Annotated in this window: 1 pseudogene; it reads right to left on the minus strand. The window is 56.8% G+C overall.

Annotated features, from left to right (window positions below):
* Positions 1-4 precede the first annotated feature (4 nt).
* Positions 5-292: pseudogene (locus tag M3G19_RS11865) on the minus strand (IS481 family transposase); the annotation flags it as partial.

A 292-nucleotide genomic window follows, 5' to 3' on the forward strand; every position in this document is an offset into this window, starting at 1 on the left:
GTTTTTAGGTCAGTGGGGGTTGGCCTTTTCGCCAGTAGGCTTTTTGGTAATTGCGGGATGTGTCGATGTAGTGCTCGGCGATGGGTTCGCCGGTTTCTTTTAGTGATGTTGTGATGTGGTTGTCGGTGATGATCATCAGGACTTCTTCACCGCTGTAGGCGCGTCCGATTCCTAGGCTGTAGAGCCTGCCGGCGTAGCGGATGGTGACTTTGCCGCTGGGGGCGACGACGTCGTTGCGGACGCGCCATTCTTCTTCGGGGGTGTGGTTGGGTTCGGCCTTGGGTCCTGTTGT

Source organism: Corynebacterium sp. p3-SID1194, assembly GCF_025144155.1.
Lineage (GTDB): Bacteria > Actinomycetota > Actinomycetes > Mycobacteriales > Mycobacteriaceae > Corynebacterium.